The following is a 19517-nucleotide window of genomic DNA, read 5'->3' on the forward strand; positions in this document are numbered from 1 at the left end:
TCATGATTATAGTTTTTTTAATAATTTATTATATTAAATCCGATATAGCTATCTGATACACTATATCTATAAAATATTTGTTTTTCTACTATTGAATAAGTTGTATCATTAGAATATCCATAGTCTTCCATCCTCGACCATTTGATACCTAAATAATTAGCAAATTCATTAGGATTAGTTACTAATTTAATATCTCCATTATTCATAAAAGACGAAATACTAAATCCATAAATTATATTGGTTTCTACATCAATTATTATGTTAAGGTCACACTCATCAGTACTTAAGCTAATATCCCAGATTTTAACTTTGGTTTCTAAATTCTTTGAATCTATATATGTTTTAAGAGAAAAATTTGTAATCCTTAAGTTATTATCTAAATTAACCTTTGGAAAAATCTCTTTATCTTGTAGCTTCTTAATTTCATTAACTATTGAATCTGGTATTCTTATATTGTTCATTTTGGGTTCAAATAGTTGTTTTTTATCAATTAGAATAATATCTTTATTCATATTTCCATAGCCACATACCATAGATAATTTATCAATAATAGATGTTTCAGAACTGTTGATATTATTATCACTATTTATAGCAGAAGTCTCAACTTTGCCTACAAGGTAGTTCTGTTGAACGTAAGATAAAATTAGAGGCAAAGAAGCAAAGGCTGCTATAATGCTGAAAAATATTATACCAATTATAATATTTTCGTATTTAATTTTATCTTTTCTCATATTGTATTTCACCCCTTAACTTTACTATAACTTTAGTTCCTTCATTTAGCTTACTATGAAATAGAATTTCCCCATTATGAAGTTTTATAATTTCTACGCATATTGCAAGTCCAAGACCAGCTCCAGCTTGACTCCTTGCCCTTGATTTATCTACCATATAAAAGGCCTCTGTAATTCTTGATAGTTCACTTTCTTCCATGCCCTTACCGTTGTCTTCTATAGTAACTATATAATCTTCACCTTGTCTTCTTCCTAATAAAGATATTCTACCACATTCATTATGCTGTCCAGCATTAATAGCCTTAACAGAATTGTCTATTAGATTTATAAATACCGTCTTTAGGAAATCGGGCTCTATATATATTTTTTCTTTATCTACATTAAGTGAAAATTCTATATTATGTTTTCTAAAGGAAGGATGCATAATTCCATTTATCTCTTCAAAAAACTCACCTGTTGATATATAGTACATTTTAAATTCTCTCTTCTTTAAAATAATTAAATCTAAAAGCTTCATAGATAAAGCTTCAATTCTTTTACCCTCCTCAAAGATATAATTAGCTGAAAGCATTATTTCTTCTTGTGACAATTTTTTTGAGCGAAGCATATCTGCATATCCAATCATAGATGTTAAAGGAGTTTTTGTTTCATGGGCAAAGCTTCCTATAAATGACTCCTGCCTAACATTTAAATCTTTAAGTTCTTTGACTGTTGTATCTAAGTTCTCTGCCATCAAATTAAAATTATCTGCAAGGTCTCCGGTTTCATCCTTAGATTTTGTATATACTCTTTGTTCAAAATTCCCCATTGCAATTTCTTGAGTTGCCTTTGATAACCTATATATAGGTTTTAAAATTAGCCATGAAACAAAAAATGATACCATTCCGCTTATAGCTATCATTATAATAACTATATATATAAAGGTTTTGTATTGGTTGTTTAGACTATCAAATACGTGAGAGATATCAGTAAAATTTTGTACATAGAAGGTTTCTTCCAAAGTTTGCATTGGAACTATAGCATGTATGTAGTATTTATTATTTATATGTACGATTTCATGAGCTTTTGTATTTTTATCAAGCTTTTTTATAATTTCATTACCAAACTTGTCTTCCAAGTTTTCATAAATAACTTTACCGTTATCATTGCTTATTCGAAAATTCATCTTGCCTTGAACAGTACCAATATTCACTGTAGGGGCAATTTGAGCTATCCATTGGGATTTAGTGTAATTTGCCTCATCACTATTACTATTTGAAAATTCAATAAACGATTCACTGATGTCATCAAGTTCTTGGGATAAAGTAAAATTTAAAATATCATTTTCTATATAAGTTGTATCAATTTCTCTTTTTAGTGAAGACTTAAAATTGCTGTTAATTAAAATATAGCTTCCAATACTAAAACAGCTAATAGATATTATGATAGTTGCAAAAAAAATTTTCCAAAATATCTTCAAAGATTATACCTCCAGTCTATATCCTATTTTGTATACTGCCACGATTTTATCCTCTAAATCTAATTTTTTTCTCATTCTTTGTACATGCAAATCTACAGTTCGAGTATTTCCCATATAATCGTCGCCCCAAACTCTCATGTATATCTGCTTTCTAAATAGAGCAATATTTTTGTTCTGGATGAAAAGCAATAATAAATCATACTCTTTAGCAGTTAAATTTATAATTTCACTCTTCTTTTTTACTATTCTAGATAAAGTATCTATCTCTATATCAAATAGATAAAGATGATCTTGAAGCTTATTAAAGCGTCGAAGTACTCTCTCCACTCTTGCAAGTAATTCCATTATTTCAAAGGGTTTTGTAAGGTAATCTTCGGCTCCAAGCTTTAAGCCTTTTACCGTATCTTTTACATCAGATTTTGCTGTTAAAAATATAACTGGAATTTCTAGGGGTTTTATATATTCAAATAGTTCATATCCATCTACCTTAGGTAGCATAATATCTAAAAGAATTAAATCATAATTATTTTTTTCAATCATTTCAATAGCTTGTTCTCCATCAAAGGCACATTCGCAATCATAGCCAGCATCTAAAAGATTTATCCTTATTAAATTAGAAATTGGTTTTTCATCTTCAACTGTTAATATTTTAATCATACATTCATCTCCTTATGGAATATAAAATACCCTTATTTCTTTATTTTATATCATTATTGCATCATTCGTCATTTTTTATATAAATAATGCCTTTGTCTTTTTTATCAAATTTAGGAACACTAGAACCTTATCTGGCTAATTTAATAAACAGCAATAGAAATAAAATACAAATAAAATATTAAATCAACTAAATATAAAAGTTAATTAGTCAATTAAATTAAAAAAAGCTGATGCAATACTTATACCGCAACAGCTATATTTAATGAAACTTAAATATTTAATGTACTTTATTAGGTATGATGTATAAATGATATTCAAAGAAGTAATTATATTCTATTAGATATCAAATTAACTAAGAGTTATCCAATACCTTTGAGTTATTTCATCTCCATTTATAACTTCATTTTCTAGAATTCCACCATTATTCATAATGGTTTTAGCTGAACCTACATTACTTTTGTCACAAGTAATTAATGCCTTATTTATTCCTAATTCTTTAGCTATGGGTAGTGCTAGAGTTAACATTTGAGAAGCATAACCTTTTCTCCGCTGAGAAGGTCTTATTCCATATCCAATATGTCCTCCATACTGTAATAAGTAATCATTTAGCTCATGCCTAATATCTATAGCACCATAAATTTTATTATGATTATCTATCAGAAAATACATAGAAGAAGGAACAAGTCCTTTCTCATACATCCTTTCTGATTCATATTCTTCCCACTTATTTACTAACTCTTTGAAACTCATGCTATCTCGTTTAGCTGCATTTGGAACAATCTTCTCTTCAGTAGCTTCCCATTCAGTAACATAGTCTATATATTCTTTCTCCATAGATAATGAGGGTTTAACTAATTTAAACAACTATCTCACTCCTTGTCATATTATATATTTATTAAAGCTTTAATCTATATTTTAATGCCCTTCTCTTTTAAATAATTAAATATACGTTCTTTATCTTTTAATCCTTTGAATAATATTGCCTCATAAATGTAATATCCACTTGTAAATGGAGTTCTTCCTTCTTCATTTATAATGGAGTTTTTTACATTTAAGATTAAGCTCTTGTTTTCTTCATTTAAATTTTTAATTACTTTAGAGATATAGTTTTTATTAAATTCAAAACTTTCTTTATCTACAATCCACAAATCCATTTTCCAAGTTTTATCGGTGATCTTACTTTCATATTGGATTCCCCAATAAAATCCCTTTGGAAGTCCTTTCTTAGGGTAATTAACAAAGTCTTGAAATTTCATCAGTTTAATGTTCTTTATCTTTGCAAGTTCATTCCCCATTTTAAAGAAATTATCTAAAGAAAATTCTTCTCCATTCATTACCATGTTCATATCAATATCTTCCCAGGCCATTAAATTAAATCTATAACTACCAGTATAATTAACTTGTCCATATTTCTTTAGAATAGAGTCAATACCTTCTTTATAAATTATATCTTCAGCTTCTTTATGTAATTCTATAGCACGATTTAAATAATTCATTATTTCACCTCACTCACTATTTTAATTGTGTAATAATCTATTTTCAATTTCAGATTTACATGATAAAGTTCCTTGATGAAAAAACATTTTCCATTTTCCATCACAATATTTCCATATGGAACTACGAAGAGAATATTTTTTATTTTCATCAGTTTCATTATGCTTTATTACTTTATACATGGCTAATATACAATCCTTTGATAATTCTTTTATATTAAAATCTAAAATTTCCCACTGTAATGTAGTATCATCAGCTTGATCTTGATATACATCTCCTTTTTCATAATAATATTCTCTTCCTGAGCCACAAAATTCGATAAAATCATCTGTTAATATATCATTTATCTTTTGTGCTGATTTTCTTACTTCTGATTTTAGTAAATTATTCTCTAATTCTAATATATGTTCTTTGATATAATTCATTATTTCACCTCACTATTAAAATAGTTATCTATATTGTTCATAATAAAATCTGCAAAGTTCACTAGACCTTTCTCATTAAAATTAGCTTCTTCTCCTTTTTCATAGCAGTTTAAAGCTTTTTCCACAGTCTTTATATACTCCTTCGGAAGATTAGAGCATGCCCATTGTCCACCCTCTTTTTTTGAACAAATAACGTCTTCTTTAAGATAATATAAAACTCTACAAAGATTAAGAATAGTATACATAGGCAACTCTATAATTTCTTCTCTAGAATTTGATATGTCAAAATAAATTGATTTTAAATAGTCTTTTCTTGGTACAGGCGAAAAGATATCTTCTATGGGACTACCATATATACAAATCCCTCTAGCTCTTGTTATTGTAATATGAGCAGCTAAATCAGGATCTTCTCCATCTTCACATAAATAGCTATGATTAGCTTCATAAGTTGCTTTATATGCATTAGAATAGTGAAGTATATATGGAGTTGGATGCTTAAAGTTCTTAACATCCTTTTCTAAAAGCACACTCATTTCCAAACCTTTTCCTGGTCCATCTTTAGATAGTCCTAATAAAATATCTACAAGTTTTCTTTTATCATTGGCATTTAGGTTTTCTTTTACTACTACTAAAAAATCTATATCACTTATATCAGGGTTAAAACAATCCATAGCTAAAGAACCATGAATATAGATTCCTATCAGGTTATCCTTTAATATGGTCTTATAGCTTTCTACTATACTATCTAATATGGTTTTTATATTTTGCATTTTATACAATTCCTTTCCTATAACTCATACTTTTCATTACAGATCTCTATGATAAATTTGATGAAGTCTTTAACTGAGTGTTCTCTTTCAAATGTTGATCTGTAAAAGGATGAATCAGAATTTCTCTTCCTAAGTCTTAAACATTCTTTTATAATTAAACTATACTCCTTAGGTATAGTAGTTATTGCATATTCTAAAGCTTTGTCTTTAGAAGTTATAGCTTTATTTTCTAAGGTATATAGTATTCTACATAGGGTTGCAACTGCGAATTCAATCCATTCATCCTGGAGAAATATATAATTTTCACTTAATTTATCCTTCCAATAATTATTTAAATTGTAGTTCATATTCTCTATGATACTACACCAATCTACTTCTATAGATAAACTGTTAACATCAGAGCAATTTATAGGTATGCCAAAATACTTTAATGTCCACCAAGTAATATAATTAATATCGTAATAGCCATAGTAATGAAGAATATTATCACAAAAGTATATATAAGGACTTATTTCTGAATTAAGCTTACCTACTTTATCCTTAGTTATATACATGCCTTCCATCCTATTACCATATTCAAAAGCTTCACTTATTTTCCTATGGACTTTTTCTACGGTACCAATATCTTCATTTTCAAATTCCTCATTTAATATTGTTATAAAATCTATATCGCTTGTTTTCTCACTAAAACAACCTAGTGCTACTGAATTATAAATATATATACCAAATATCTTATTAGGAAAGTTTTCTCTTAGGGATTTATCATATTCATTTAACATAGGAATTAAAATCTCTGGAATGGGCGTGTTTTTTACCTTCTTCTCATAGCAATAAAAGTGACCTTCTCTATTAGGAAAATATAATTTACCTACTCTTTTATATCCATGATTCTCATATAATTTAAGTGCTTTTCTATTTTCGCTATAAGCATCTAATCTGATAGATGTATATACGTTTTCATCAGCAAACTCTTCAATGAATTTTAACATTTTCTTTGCAATTCCCATACCTTGATATTCAGGAAGTATAGCTAACCTATGAATAACCAATACTTTTTCACCTTGAGTAATCCAATTTATGTTATTGTACTCTGATGGTTGCTCTTCATCTAAAGCGAAATATGCTATAGATAGTCCATTGTCTTTTAACAAATAGCAATTACCACTAATAATATCAGTTTCTATAATATCTAAGCTGGGATAAAATTCATTCCATTGATAGATATTATGGCTTTCCATATGAGTTTTACACTTAGAAATTATATCAAAAATACTTAACAGATCTTGTTTTTGGCATTTAACAATATTCATAACATATTTCCTTTTTAATCATATTTTTTTATTGAATATATTTTAAAGTAGTAGTTATATTATACCATTTATATAAATATAATTCATAAATTTATAATAATAATATTGAAGTTAGTGTATAATATTTATATATTTTCAAATTAATTATTTTCATAGAGGTTGTGATTTTTGAAAAGCCTTTAGGTATATTATTTGACTAAGGAGATAAAATAATGGATATTTTAATTAATAATATTGATGAGAATATGAGCTATGAAAAATCATGTGGAGCAGTAGTATATAAAACCTCAAATAAAGGAATTAAATATTTGCTTTTAAATAGTATTGGCCTTGATAGTTATTGGGGATTCCCTAAAGGTCATATGGAATATTCAGAAACAGAAGAAGAAACAGCTTTAAGAGAAGTTTTTGAGGAATGTGGACTGAAAGTTAACTTAATAGATGGATTTCGAGCTACAGATAAATATAATATTGATAATTTTATTGAAAAAGAAGTGGTATTGTTTTTAGGAGAAGCTGATAATAGTTTAATTAAAATTCAAGTAGAAGAAATTGAGGACTATAGATGGTGTAATTATGAGGAAGCTAAGAGCTTATTAACCTATGAAAGTGGGCGAAGAATCCTTAGTGATACTAACAAATTTTTATGTAAGTGAATTTAAGTAAACAGAAATTAAAATAAGAGGTAACCCGGAGGTTACCTCTTTTACATCTGCTCAGCTGCAGCTTGTGCTTTTTCCATCATATCTTTTACCTTCATTAGACGGCTTAAAGCACCTCTTTCATTTTCATCCAGCTTCATTTTAATATACTTAATTGTTTCTTGAAGCTGAGGAATTGTCATATATTCTAGAGCGTTTACCCTTCTTCTTGTCTTCTCAATCTCATCGGCCATAAGCTGACAAGACTTTTCTACTTCTGCAAGTTCTAGAAGCTTAGGAAGAATTAAATAAAGCTGTTCAATTGAATTATCAAGTTCTGAGGAAGTACTGTAAAATCCATAAGGATATATACTACCTGAATCTCCTTCTAGCTTACGTACAAAGTTCATAACAGGTACATTTACACTCATTATGTTTTTTTCTGCTAGCTCTAAAGATATGCTTTCCTTAGGATAAGAAATAGCTTCTTCCAAGAACTCAGGTGATATAGCTGCTGATGCCATTAGGAAATCCTTAAAGGCACCTTGAAGCTTATCTTCAACTTCACCACGTAACTTATTGTTGTATTTTATTAGATCTATGAACCTTCTCATTAATTCATCTTGTTTATCTTTAAGAAGTTTATGCCCTCTAGTTGCTGTAGCTAGTCTTTTCTTTAATTTGGATAGCTCCATTCTAGTAGGATTGACATTTAATCTTGCCATATGCTATGCCTCATCTCCCTTAGGCATATACTTTTCAAGGTATTCATCTCTAATTCTCTTAAGCTCTGTAGTAGGAAGTATGGTTAGAAGCTTCCATCCAAGAGATAAAGTTTCTTCTATGCTTCTATTTGTATTAAATCCTTGAGAAACATATTCATTTTCAAAAGCCTCAGCAAACTTAGCATATTTTTTATCTGCATCTGAAAGAGCAGATTCACCTAGAATTGCTGATAATTCTTTTGCTTGCTTACCTTGTGCATATGCTGAAAATAATTGGTTCATAGTATCTGCATGGTCTTCTCTAGTTTTACCCTTACCTATTCCTTTATCTTTAAGTCTTGATAGTGAAGGTAATACATCTATTGGAGGCATTATACCCTTTTGATATAATTCTCTAGATAGAATAATTTGTCCTTCTGTTATATATCCAGTTAAGTCTGGAATTGGGTGAGTCTTATCATCCTCTGGCATTGTAAGAATCGGAATTTGAGTGATAGATCCTTCTATACCTTTTAATCTTCCAGCTCTTTCATAAAGAGTAGATAGGTCCGTATAAAGATATCCTGGATATCCACGTCTACCTGGAACTTCCTTTCTAGCAGCTGATACTTCTCTTAAAGCTTCTGCATAGTTTGTTATATCAGTCAATATAACAAGTACGTGCATTCCTTTTTCATAAGCTAAATACTCAGCTGTAGTAAGAGCCATTCTTGGGGTAGCTATTCTCTCGATAGCTGGGTCTGAAGCTAAGTTCATGAATAGTACTGATTTATCTATAGCACCAGTCTTTTTAAACTCATCTACGAAGAATTGGGCTTCTTCAAAAGTTATACCTATAGCTCCAAATACAACGGCAAACTTAGAATCTGAGTTAAGAACTTGAGCTTGACGTGCTATTTGAGCAGCCAATTGTGCATGTGGAAGTCCTGAACCTGAAAATACAGGTAGTTTTTGACCTCTAACTAATGTATTAAGCCCATCTATAGCAGAAATTCCAGTTTGAATAAATTCAGATGGATAATCTCTTGATACTGGGTTAATTGGCTCACCGTTTATATCTACTCTTTTTTCAGCTATAATACTAGGACCATCATCGTTTGGATTTCCCATACCATCAAATATTCTTCCTAACATATCCTCAGATACACCAAGTTCTAGAGGTCTTCCTAGAAATTTAGCTTTAGTACCTTTTAAGTTTATTCCAGATGAACCTTCGAAAAGTTGAACCATTGCTTTAGAACCATTAACTTCTAGAACTTTACCTCTTCTCTTTTCTCCAGTTTGTAATTCTATTTCAACTAATTCGTCATATTTAACGCCTTCAACACCTTCAACAACCATCAAAGGTCCTACAACTTCTGTAACAGTTCTGTATTCTTTAAGCATCTAGAACCCCTCCTTCGCTAATTAATCTATTAATTTCTACTACTAATTCCTCAGCGATGTTATTGATAGTGTCAATATTATCTTCGGCAATATATTTACTTCTTGCAATTTTATCTCTCATAGGTAAATTTAATATATTGTTTAGATAAACTCCAGCTTCTAAAGCACGTTCAGCTTCTTTTCTAAATAATAGAATTAATTTTAGCATTTTATGTTGTTTGCCAAGTGAAGCATAAGTGTCTATTTCATGGAAAGCATTTTGTTGTAAATAGTCTTCTCTAAGAGACTTTGCAACTTCTAATTTTAATCTATCTTTTTCAGATAGTGCATCTATACCTACTAATCTAACAATTTCATCAAGGCTAGCTTCTTCTTGTAGTAGTGTCATAGCTTCAATTCTTAATTGAGACCAATCTGATGCTACTTCATCATCCATCCATTGACCTATACTATCTAAGTATAATGAGTATGAACTTAACCAGTTTATTGAAGGGAAGTGACGCTTATAAGCTAATTGAGCATCTAGTCCCCAGAAAACCTTAACTATTCTTAAAGTAGATTGAGTAACTGGTTCAGATAAGTCTCCACCTGGAGGAGATACGGCTCCAATAGCAGTAACTGCTCCTTGTCTACCATCTTTTCCTAAACATACAACCTTACCAGCTCTTTCATAATAATCTGCAAGTCTTGATCCTAGGTAAGCTGGATATCCTTCATCACCAGGCATCTCTTCAAGTCTACCGGACATTTCTCTTAGAGCCTCAGCCCATCTTGAAGTAGAGTCTGCCATTATAGAAACTGAGTATCCCATATCTCTAAAGTATTCTGCTATAGTTATACCAGTATAGATACAAGCTTCACGGGCTGCAACTGGCATATTTGAAGTATTAGCAATAAGTACTGTTCTCTTCATTAAGCTTTCACCAGTTTTTGGGTCTTTAAGTTCTGGGAATTCATTAAGAACGTCTGTCATTTCATTACCACGTTCACCACATCCAACATAAACAACAATTTCAGTATCTCCCCATTTAGCTATCTGGTGTTGAACTACTGTTTTACCAGCTCCGAAAGGTCCTGGTACCGCTGCAGCTCCACCTTTAGCTACTGGGAAAAATGTATCTATAACTCTTTGTCCTGTAATCATTGGCTCAATAGGTTTTAGCTTGCTAGCATAAGGTCTTCCTTTTCTAGCTGGCCATTTTTGCATTAGGGTTAACTCTTTATCACCCTTTTCGGTTTCTACGATACAAACAGTTTCAACTATAGTAAAGTTACCTGATTTTATTTCTTTAATCTTTCCTTTTACTCCATAAGGAACCATTATCTTGTGAAGAACTACGGCAGTTTCTTGAACTGTTCCAATAATATCTCCAGCTTCTACCTCATCTCCAACCTTTGCTGTAGCATTAAATTCCCAAACTCTTGTTCTGTCTAGAGATTTAACTGCAACACCTTTTTTAAGGAAATGAGAATTTGCAGCTTCTTGCAAAGCATTAAGAGGTCTTTGAATACCATCAAACATAGCTTCGATTAATCCTGGTCCAAGTTCTATACTTAGTGGCTCTCCTGTTGTAATTACTGGGTCTCCAGGTCCTATACCAGAGGTTTCCTCATAAACCTGAATGGAAGCTTTATCGCCTCTCATTTCAATGATTTCACCAATAAGTCCCTTTTCACCAACTTTTACAACGTCAAATATATTAGCATTATCCATGTCCTTAGCAACTACTAATGGACCTGAAACTTTAACAATAGTACCATTCTTCAAGTTTTTTACCTACCTTTCTATAAGATATTTACTCCAACAGCTTTTTCTACATAATCGCTGATTTTTTGTTTACCAATATTTAGTGTGCCTTGATTGCTTGGTATAAGTATAATTGCAGGTATAAGCTTCTTATTATACCTTTCAATAGTTTCTTCTAAATGCTGAGCTAATTGCTCAGTTAAAAATATTACAGCATAATTTTCAAAAGCCATTTTATCTACAATTTTTCTTGCTTCTTCAGCTTCAACTGCTGGATAAACATCAATTCCTAAGGCCTTAAATGCTAGTATTGAATCTTTATCTCCAACTACACCTATCTTATACATATAGTTCACGCAACCTTTCTCTGATAACTTCAGTAGCAACCTTATTAATCTTTCCTACCATAATAATTCTAATTATTTTAATTTCAGTTTCTTTAGCAATTATATATGCAATGATAGGCTCTGGTCCGAAGTTAACTCTCTTAGCTTCCTTTGCATGATCCATAATATAATTATCATAGAGTACATCTAAGGATGAAATGCTACCTGTAGCCATGTATTCTTCTAAGATGGTATGTAGTACCTTTGAGTAAGGGGTTCTAGATATTTTACTAGTAAAGATTTCTAGGGATTCATTTATTCCTTCTATAAAAAAGTTATGCTTTATAGTTCCACCAGGTATTAATACACCTTCAAGGAATCTACCATCTTTATTTTGCTTTTTAACTCTAAGCATAGTCTTTATATTAGTAATATCTATAGACTCATTTACATATCTAGTTATATACTGAACATCTATATTCCTTGCTTTTTCTATCATACCTTCAAACATGTATTTATCTAAAAGAGTGTCTATTACTTGAGGATCTGAATTAACTTCAAACTCTTTTTCTACCTTAATGATAACTTTTTGAATTTGCTTATCTAAGGATTTTAGCTCATCAGATAAAATACAGTTTTTAAGAGTATCTAAAGGAATTGTTCCTATTGGTATTAAAATATTAGATAAATCCTTGCCCAAGGCTTTTGCCTTTAATAAAACTTTAATATTATGATAATCATATCTTAAACTCATAATATCTATAATTTCTTTTACAGGAGATATTTTATATAAAGTGCTGTAAAGATTCACTAGCTCTTCCTTAAGGATTTTTTCATAATCATAAACTGAATCTATATTATTAATAAGTTCACCATAAGTAGTTTCTTGTAATATCTTTAAAACTTCCTGTGGTCCATCACTATCCAATAATCTTTCAATTTTATTTTTATCAAGGAGTCTTTTTTCCATTACCCTTAATCGAGCTACAGCATGGGTAAAATCCATTCTGTCCATTTAAATACCTCCTCACTATTCTGTAAACAATATTTTCCCAACTTCATACTCTAATTCATATTTAAGTGAGTTCACAAGTTCATCAAAGGAATTATTTATCTCAATTCCATTTTTACTAAGGATAAACCCACCATCAATTTCATGAGTTTTAACGTTGAATTTTAAATTTCCTAATTTGCCCTTAGATATTAAGGCCTTATTTACCTCGGCTAAGAACTTTTCAGGAAGCTTATCTCTATCTACTGGGTTTATAATTATTTCTTCATCTCCATGGATGTCTAAAGCCATAATAGAGTTCTTTATAAATTTAGTGAATTCTTCTGCATTCATAGCTTTTAGTTTTTCCTTAGCTGCTTCAAACACTTTCTCAATAACTTGTTGTTTTGCTAATAATTTTTTATTTCTTATTTCTAAATCAGTTTTTGAGATAATTCTTTCTTTTATAGTTTTACTTTCCATTTCAGCTTTTTGTAAAATAGAAGAAGCTTTTTTATTGGCATCTTCTGTTTTCTTTTTAATTATTTCATCAGCTTTAACGGTAGCTTCATTTAAAATTTCAATTTTTTTTACTTCTGCATCCTTTATAATTTTAGAAGTAAGATTATCCAAATTAGACATATTATTCACTTCCTTAATTAAAAGTTACCACTCATTACTAGTAGAAGAGACATTACAAATCCTAAAAGTGCATAAGTTTCAACCATAACAGTTAATATAATACCTTTTGTGTTGTGCTCTGGTCTCTTAGCTAAAATTTGAACTGCTGAAGCTGCTGTTTTCGCTTGAGATATAGCTGATTTCCATCCTGCTATAGCTATTGGAAGACAAGCTGCAAATAGATAAAACCCTTGACCAAAAGACATATCTGGTGATAATTGTAAAGATACTAAAAGTGCTATAACAAATCCATATAATCCTTGAGTACCTGGAAGTAATTCAAGAATTAAGGCTTTACCAAACTTCTCTGGTTCTTCTGCTAAAAGTCCACTTGCTGCTTCACCAACTATACCAACACCCTTTGCTGATCCTATCCCTGGTAATGCTGCTGCAAGAGCAACTCCTATAGCTGCTATAATTATTCCACCGTTTCCCATTAAAAAATCCATCATAATATTTTTTCCTCCTAATTTATCTATTTTGATATTTTAAAATATTTAGAATTATATTTTAAAGGCTCAAAGGATGTACCTCCACCTTCATAAAATTTTCCGAAATATTCAAGGTATTGTAATCTACAGGTGTGAACATAGGCACCTAATGCGTTGATAAATAAGTTAAATACATGGCCCACTACGAATATTGCTATACCAAATATAATTGTAGCCCATGAAGTTGATACCATACTTACCATAATATTAAATGCATAAGCGATAAATCCTGTTGCAAGTCCTAAAGCTGCAAGTCTAGTATAAGAAACCAAATCACCTACATAGGATGTTATTCCATATAGAGCATAGAATCCTTGGCCTAACTTACCACCTATAGAACTTTCTTGGCGTCCGTTAGTAAGTACAATTCCTACCATTCCAGCAATAGTACCATATTTTGCTATAGCAATTATTACAGCTGGAACTCCAAGAGAAGCTAAATCTACAAAAGCACTTAATGCCCAAATAATAGCACCAGTTAAGGTAATATACCATAATCCAACGTCTGCAAAGGCTCCAAAGTAATCTTTATCTCTTATTTGCATGTATGCTTTAATTCCAAGACCTACATAAATTTGAATTAGTCCCATTACTACAGAGACAATCATTAGTAATCCTACATTACTATCCGGTTTCATCCATAGAGGAGCTATCTTGATAAAATCCCCAAAATAACTACCATACATGATGCCCCAGAATATAGTAGAAATACTTAATAAGAAAAACATCTTTATAGATTTTCTCGTGTCCTCATCTAAATTAAAAGTAGTAAGTGCAATTAAAGTACCTACAAACATCACAAGGCCATATCCAGCATCTGATAGCATCATTCCAAAGAAGAATATGTAAAAAGGTGCTAACAGTGGTGTTGGATCAATCTCCTTATACTTAGGTACACTGTACATAGAAGTAATATTTTCAAAGGATTCAAAGACTTTATTGTTTTTTAATTTAACAGGTACATCGTCACCTTCTGCGGATTCTGATTCTAAATAATAATCATCACCTAAAATACTTTTCAATGTGCTTTGAAAGTCATTATGCAATTCGGAAGGATAGTATCCTTCTATAGCCACAATGTTTTTACTCTTCAGGAAATTTTCGGTAGATTTTAATCTTAATAATAAAGAACTGTAGTATTCGTAAACTACTTTATATTCTTCTAGTTTATTAACATGTTCTTTCATACCTTCTTGAATAAAATTATTTTCTGTATTTATTGATTCAATGGTTTTTTTGTACTCTTTTATAACTTCTTTAGGTACCCCATCACATTGAATATCAATCTTACTGAAACTTGAAGATTTGAGCAGTTGTTCTATATCAGCTAAGTCATCATTGTGAGCTATCACCATTATGTAGCTGTTTCTACCTATGCTGCTAATAACTTCAAAGTAGTAGTTTTTAGTTGTTTCCTCTAACTTAAGCCTTAAAGAATCTACATTCCCTTGTGGAATTTCACCTAGTATAGCCTTAGATTTTTTTAGTACATTTATGCTTTCTACTGAGGTGTCTAAAGATTCCCATGGTTTTAGCTCTTCTATATTGGCCTTTAATTTAGTTATATAATTATGATTCATGTTTATTTTATTATCTTTTTGTTTTAGGTCACTATATACCTCATGCCAATGAGAGGTACTTGTAATCTGCTCTAACACATCATAGCTATAGCTCTTTTTTCCTTCCTTTAGGTCTTTTAGTAGTTTAGGCTTTTCACTAAATGTGCTCAAAAGCTCAATGATAAATTTTACTTTTGATAATTCACCTTCTACTTCAGAAATTTCACTGCTTGCACTATCACTTTTTAATTGATTCAATTCACTACTTTCATTTTTACTTAAATCTAGGAATTGTACATTTTGGAAGGATTGCAGTTTCTCAAGCAAAGATTTTTTTTGATTTTCAAAGGCTAAGAGCATAAATTTATTCATTTTAACTATTGCCATTGAACTTCACTATCCTCTCAATTACTAAATTAATAGCTAAATCAATCTTTTCCTTAGAAGTATTAATTATATTTTTAACTTCTTCATCCCCTTTAGCTAAGGTTGGTTGTGACTCCTCATTTCCTTTATTAAGAGCATCTTCTTTCATTTTTTTTGCTTTTTCTGTAGCATCTTCAATGATAGCATGGTACTCTTCATTGCCTTTAACTTGAGCATCACTAATTATTTGTTTGCTATTTTCTACTGCTTTATCTAATATATTCTTTGCAGTAGATTCGGCTTGTTGAATTTTACTAATTGCTTCTAGCGCCAAAATATCACCACCTTTTAAGTATTAATTATATATATAACCACTTATATTAAGTCTGCTTTCTGTACTTATGTAAACATAATAATTAAGTGGTATTGGATAACTTATAACATGGATTAGCTCAACTCTTTAAAAGATATATTAAAATCTATTATATCAGTTTTCTTAAAAAGTACAATATATCAATACAAAAAATTAATATATTGTACTTTTTAAAATAACAAAGATTTTACTTGACATTTTATTGAACTTTTAATTCACTTTCCTGTATAAATATTCTTTCCTTAACGTGATTATTTATAAAGGCAACATAATTTAGGGTTTTCTTTATTTCTCCACATTCAATAAAACTTTGTATATTATGATTGAATTTAAACACACTTATTTTATTTATATTATCTATAGAATTTTTATTCATAATGTATTCTTTTATATTTCTCTCTTCAGCTTTACTCATTTCTATTCTTAGAAAGTCAGGTATCCACTTTGTGTTATTATATGAGAAATACTCATATCTTATTATGTCTAATAATAATTCTTTCTCACCAGCTTTGATAAAGTCATTAAATTCAACAAAGAGAGAGTAATAATCTACAGATGCTATGCTGCGTCTAAAGTATCCCTTGACATCATAAAATTTAGATAGTTCATAGTAGAATTCGAATATATCTTTGAATTTATTACTTTTTTTAAAGAAATTTAATATAGTATAAAACTTACCACTATTTAAATACTTATCGACCATATGCTCAATTTTCTTTAGTATAATTAATTCATCATAACTTATATTTTTTGTTTTTAGAATTTCATAAGGTGGATAAGGTGAATAAACCATCCCCCATTTTTCACTTTCTTCCCTCATTTGAGAACCTTTTAAAAGCTTTAAAAATCCTAATTGTAACTCCTCTGGACTAATCTCATATACTTCATTAAAGGATTTTCTGAAGGAGTTAAAATCTTCACCAGGTAACCCTGCAATTAAATCTAGATGTTGCTTAATATTCTTTAGTTTATTTAGCTCTAATACTTTTTCTTTAATAGTTGAAAATTCTATAGTTCTATTAATATTTCTTAATATTTCATTATTGGTGGTTTGAACACCTACCTCAAATTGAAACATGCCACTAGGTGCTTTACTAAGTATATCTATTGATTCACTACTAAATAGATCTGCAGATACTTCAAAGTGGAAACAGGTATTCTCTCCATTTTCAATTAGATAACTCCATATAGCATTTGCAAAAGCTTTATTACAATTAAAGGTTCTATCAACAAATTTAACTAATTTAACTTTTTTATCTATAAAATATTGTAGTTCTTTTAACACTCTATCTATGTTTAAGAATCTTACTCCATGGGTAGTTGAAGATAAACAGTACTTACAATTAAAAGGACATCCTCTAGAAGCTTCATAATATACAATTTTATTTTTTAAGTCGTCATCAGTCTCATAAGGAAATACTATATTGTTCATATCCATTAATGGTCTATTACCTCCATATATAATGCCTTCCTTACTTTTGTAGTATAATCCCTTAATATTTTCACAATTATTATTATCTCCATTAACTTCAATATTTATTTTAAAATTAATTAATTCTCTATAGGTTTCTTCACCTTCTCCTTCAATTAAATATTCACCTACATTTTCTGTTAAAAACTCAATAGGATTATAAGAAGTTTCTGGGCCTCCATATATAATTTCAATATTACTGTCTATAAGCTTTATTAAAGTTGATACCTTTTTAACAAACTCGATATTCCAAATATAACAGGAAAATCCTATTATATTTGGTTTTTCATATAGTATTTCTTCAACTATTCTTTCTTCTCTATCATTTATAGAAAACTCCATAGTGTGACAATTATAATCTAAATCCTTTGTATATGCTTTTAAATATCTTACTGCTAAATTGCTGTGTATATACTTTGAATTTACTGCAACTAAAACTACTTTCATTTTTATTAACATCCTTTCTTTCTGCCCACAATCCTAAAGGTACCATTGGAAGATACTGCTTCTACAATATCAAAATAATTCTTTAGTCCGTCTATAATTTTTGATGAAGTATTATCAGTAAATAGGTTAAGTAAGTTTATTTGAAAATTCTTCATACTTTTATCAGGTAATGATACCCTTATATTTTTTTGTAATGTCTTTAATGGCTCCTTTTCCACATCCCAAATATAAACATATCCATTATTTTTCATTAATCTATATATATTATCAAAAAGCTTTAGCTTTTGTCTATGGGTTTTAATTTTATTTAAGGTAAAAAATACTATACAGCTATCATAATACCCTTCATTATCACAGGATTTAGAAGGTGCATTCTCCAAATAATTAACATCTATAAAATTATCATAATATTTATTAGCCTTATATATTATACCCTGGTTTCCATAAGTAATATCCAATACGTTACCTCTAAAAACCTCTTTTTCTAAACTTACAAATAAGCTCTCCATTTCACACCTCCATATTTTTATATTATTGATAATATTCTTTTTAATTTTGTAAATTCCTTTATTTTTACTATTGCATAAGAAAAAATAAGATTATGTTGAAAATTACAGTTATAGTACCCAAAAAAAAGAACTACCAATATATTTTCGTGGTAGTTCTTACATTATATATAGCTCTAATCTTCACTTTTAGATTCTATAATCTTTAAGGTGTTATAAAAATCGATGAGTAATCCTGCTGTTGTTGTGCAAGCTCTAAGTAATATCACATCTGCAATTTCATTAAACCGATTTTCTTTGATTCTTATACTTTCAAAGGACTTAGCGGTTTTAACAGCAAACTTTGTGTTTTCAATAACATATTTTTCAGGACTTCCATAAGTGATTATAGGATCTTTTAAAGGAATTTTATATCCATTAATAACTTTATCTATTATGAAACTTTCCAGAGGTTTATGTTTTTTCAAGTTTTTCATAGCATGAGCTGGCACTGTGGAGTCTTGTACTAAATGACAAGCAGCACCTAATAAAAATAGAGCTTTATTCATATCAGAATTTGCACCGTAAAACACAGATGCCTTATAATACTTTACACATTCTACTTTAGCATTTGAAAATCCATATAGACCGATTCCCTTCTCATGATGATAGAAATGATTAGTACTTTTCAAATCTGCATCAGCCCATTTTACACCTTTATTCAAATCTAACAAATGTTTAACAAAAAAATGATACTCATCAATATAGCCCTCCTGCTTTAATAAACGTAGAGCTTCTTTATTTATAAATTTATGGACTATACATTCAGTCTTTTTTATTCTCTTTTTTATAGGATTTGCAACTTTTATAAAGGCTGTCATAGTTCTATTATAAGTTCTTTCCATTTTCTTCATGTAATACACCTACGATTCTTTAAGAATAATAAAATAATCATTGAGATATATATTATTATACTCCAATT

21 protein-coding genes are annotated in these 19517 nt (G+C 29.6%); 1 reads left to right on the forward strand and 20 read right to left on the reverse strand.

Going from position 1 to position 19517, the window contains the following annotated elements; all coding sequences use genetic code 11:
- Positions 1 to 17: 17 nt before the first annotated feature.
- The 8 genes from B3Z56_RS11790 to B3Z56_RS11825 all read right to left on the reverse strand — a co-directional run bounded on the left by B3Z56_RS11790 (position 18) and on the right by B3Z56_RS11825 (position 6846).
- Positions 18 to 731, reverse strand: a complete 714-nt coding sequence (locus B3Z56_RS11790; RefSeq protein WP_346878826.1) for a hypothetical protein — start codon at positions 729 to 731, stop codon at positions 18 to 20.
- Positions 718 to 2190 carry a HAMP domain-containing sensor histidine kinase gene (locus tag B3Z56_RS11795; protein WP_346878827.1) on the reverse strand — a complete coding sequence of 491 codons (1473 nt, stop codon included), beginning with the start codon at positions 2188 to 2190 and terminating at the stop codon, positions 718 to 720. Before B3Z56_RS11795 ends, B3Z56_RS11790 begins: the two co-directional genes overlap by 14 nt.
- 3 nt (positions 2191 to 2193) lie before the next feature.
- On the reverse strand, positions 2194 to 2847 hold the full coding sequence (locus B3Z56_RS11800) for a response regulator transcription factor (RefSeq protein ID WP_346878828.1): 654 nt from the start codon (positions 2845 to 2847) through the stop codon (positions 2194 to 2196).
- A 348-nt stretch (positions 2848 to 3195) separates the two neighbouring features.
- Positions 3196 to 3711 carry a GNAT family N-acetyltransferase gene (locus B3Z56_RS11805; RefSeq protein WP_414632883.1) on the reverse strand — a complete coding sequence of 172 codons (516 nt, stop codon included), beginning with the start codon at positions 3709 to 3711 and terminating at the stop codon, positions 3196 to 3198.
- Between the two features lie 44 nt (positions 3712 to 3755).
- On the reverse strand, positions 3756 to 4343 hold the full coding sequence (locus B3Z56_RS11810; protein ID WP_346878829.1) for a hypothetical protein: 588 nt from the start codon (positions 4341 to 4343) through the stop codon (positions 3756 to 3758).
- A 21-nt stretch (positions 4344 to 4364) separates the two neighbouring features.
- Positions 4365 to 4766 carry a DUF4440 domain-containing protein gene (locus B3Z56_RS11815; protein ID WP_346878830.1) on the reverse strand — a complete coding sequence of 134 codons (402 nt, stop codon included), beginning with the start codon at positions 4764 to 4766 and terminating at the stop codon, positions 4365 to 4367.
- The gene (locus B3Z56_RS11820; protein WP_346878831.1) at positions 4766 to 5536 is read right to left on the reverse strand and encodes an aminoglycoside adenylyltransferase domain-containing protein; all 771 of its coding nucleotides are present in this window, start codon (positions 5534 to 5536) and stop codon (positions 4766 to 4768) included. The genes B3Z56_RS11815 and B3Z56_RS11820 overlap by 1 nt, the downstream gene beginning before the upstream one ends.
- 17 nt (positions 5537 to 5553) lie before the next feature.
- Positions 5554 to 6846, reverse strand: coding sequence for a GNAT family N-acetyltransferase (locus B3Z56_RS11825; protein ID WP_346878832.1), 1293 nt, complete (start codon positions 6844 to 6846; stop codon positions 5554 to 5556).
- A gap of 212 nt (positions 6847 to 7058) precedes the next feature.
- Between B3Z56_RS11825 and B3Z56_RS11830 the strand changes: the two genes are divergently transcribed.
- Entirely contained in the window at positions 7059 to 7502 is a 444-nt protein-coding gene (locus tag B3Z56_RS11830) for a bis(5'-nucleosyl)-tetraphosphatase (RefSeq protein WP_346848166.1), read from the forward strand.
- A gap of 50 nt (positions 7503 to 7552) precedes the next feature.
- Here B3Z56_RS11830 and B3Z56_RS11835 read toward each other — a convergent pair whose 3' ends face one another.
- The 12 genes from B3Z56_RS11835 to B3Z56_RS11890 form a co-directional block, all read right to left on the reverse strand.
- Entirely contained in the window at positions 7553 to 8212 is a 660-nt protein-coding gene (locus tag B3Z56_RS11835; RefSeq protein ID WP_035131357.1) for a V-type ATP synthase subunit D, read from the reverse strand.
- Positions 8213 to 8215: 3 nt separating this feature from the next.
- On the reverse strand, positions 8216 to 9598 hold the full coding sequence (locus tag B3Z56_RS11840) for a V-type ATP synthase subunit B (RefSeq protein WP_035131359.1): 1383 nt from the start codon (positions 9596 to 9598) through the stop codon (positions 8216 to 8218).
- Complete coding sequence (locus tag B3Z56_RS11845) at positions 9591 to 11366, reverse strand: V-type ATP synthase subunit A (RefSeq protein WP_035131361.1); 1776 nt, start codon at positions 11364 to 11366, stop codon at positions 9591 to 9593. Before B3Z56_RS11845 ends, B3Z56_RS11840 begins: the two co-directional genes overlap by 8 nt.
- A gap of 17 nt (positions 11367 to 11383) precedes the next feature.
- On the reverse strand, positions 11384 to 11692 hold the full coding sequence (locus B3Z56_RS11850) for a V-type ATP synthase subunit F (RefSeq protein ID WP_035131363.1): 309 nt from the start codon (positions 11690 to 11692) through the stop codon (positions 11384 to 11386).
- The gene (locus tag B3Z56_RS11855; RefSeq protein ID WP_346848167.1) at positions 11685 to 12686 is read right to left on the reverse strand and encodes a V-type ATP synthase subunit C; all 1002 of its coding nucleotides are present in this window, start codon (positions 12684 to 12686) and stop codon (positions 11685 to 11687) included. Before B3Z56_RS11855 ends, B3Z56_RS11850 begins: the two co-directional genes overlap by 8 nt.
- Before the next feature lie 15 nt (positions 12687 to 12701).
- Positions 12702 to 13304, reverse strand: a complete 603-nt coding sequence (locus tag B3Z56_RS11860; RefSeq protein WP_346848168.1) for a V-type ATP synthase subunit E — start codon at positions 13302 to 13304, stop codon at positions 12702 to 12704.
- 17 nt (positions 13305 to 13321) lie between these two features.
- Complete coding sequence (locus B3Z56_RS11865; protein ID WP_156964299.1) at positions 13322 to 13795, reverse strand: V-type ATP synthase subunit K; 474 nt, start codon at positions 13793 to 13795, stop codon at positions 13322 to 13324.
- Positions 13796 to 13818: 23 nt separating this feature from the next.
- The gene (locus B3Z56_RS11870) at positions 13819 to 15780 is read right to left on the reverse strand and encodes a V-type ATP synthase subunit I (protein ID WP_346848169.1); all 1962 of its coding nucleotides are present in this window, start codon (positions 15778 to 15780) and stop codon (positions 13819 to 13821) included.
- Positions 15767 to 16093, reverse strand: a complete 327-nt coding sequence (locus tag B3Z56_RS11875; protein ID WP_346848170.1) for an ATPase — start codon at positions 16091 to 16093, stop codon at positions 15767 to 15769. The genes B3Z56_RS11870 and B3Z56_RS11875 overlap by 14 nt, the downstream gene beginning before the upstream one ends.
- A 238-nt stretch (positions 16094 to 16331) precedes the next feature.
- Positions 16332 to 18050 (reverse strand): B12-binding domain-containing radical SAM protein, encoded by a 1719-nt coding sequence (locus B3Z56_RS11880; RefSeq protein ID WP_346848171.1) that lies wholly within the window; start codon positions 18048 to 18050, stop codon positions 16332 to 16334.
- A gap of 5 nt (positions 18051 to 18055) precedes the next feature.
- Complete coding sequence (locus B3Z56_RS11885) at positions 18056 to 18559, reverse strand: hypothetical protein (protein WP_150845503.1); 504 nt, start codon at positions 18557 to 18559, stop codon at positions 18056 to 18058.
- 173 nt (positions 18560 to 18732) lie between these two features.
- Complete coding sequence (locus B3Z56_RS11890; protein WP_346848172.1) at positions 18733 to 19449, reverse strand: zinc dependent phospholipase C family protein; 717 nt, start codon at positions 19447 to 19449, stop codon at positions 18733 to 18735.
- Between the last annotated feature and the right edge of the window lie 68 nt (positions 19450 to 19517).

It is taken from the genome of Clostridium sp. UBA7791, assembly GCF_002480755.1.
Taxonomy (GTDB): Bacteria; Bacillota; Clostridia; order Clostridiales; family Clostridiaceae; genus Clostridium_J; species Clostridium_J sulfidigenes.